The organism is Enterobacter sp. EC_50 (assembly GCF_019584525.1).
GTDB classification, from domain to species: domain Bacteria; phylum Pseudomonadota; class Gammaproteobacteria; order Enterobacterales; family Enterobacteriaceae; genus Enterobacter; species Enterobacter roggenkampii.
This window is the reverse complement of the sequence record NZ_VDAF01000127.1, coordinates 1-230: the sequence shown is the minus strand read 5'-3', so window position 1 is coordinate 230 and position 230 is coordinate 1. Positions and strand designations below refer to the sequence as shown.

Genomic DNA, 230 nt, shown 5'->3' with positions numbered 1-230 from the left:
TGGTGCCTTCGGGAACTCTGAGACAGGTGCTGCATGGCTGTCGTCAGCTCGTGTTGTGAAATGTTGGGTTAAGTCCCGCAACGAGCGCAACCCTTATCCTTTGTTGCCAGCGGTTCGGCCGGGAACTCAAAGGAGACTGCCAGTGATAAACTGGAGGAAGGTGGGGATGACGTCAAGTCATCATGGCCCTTACGAGTAGGGCTACACACGTGCTACAATGGCGCATACAA

Annotated in this window: 1 rRNA gene; it reads left to right on the top strand. The window is 54.3% G+C overall.

The features are described from left to right. Positions 1 to 230, top strand: a 16S ribosomal RNA gene (locus FHC48_RS23320); the annotation flags it as partial.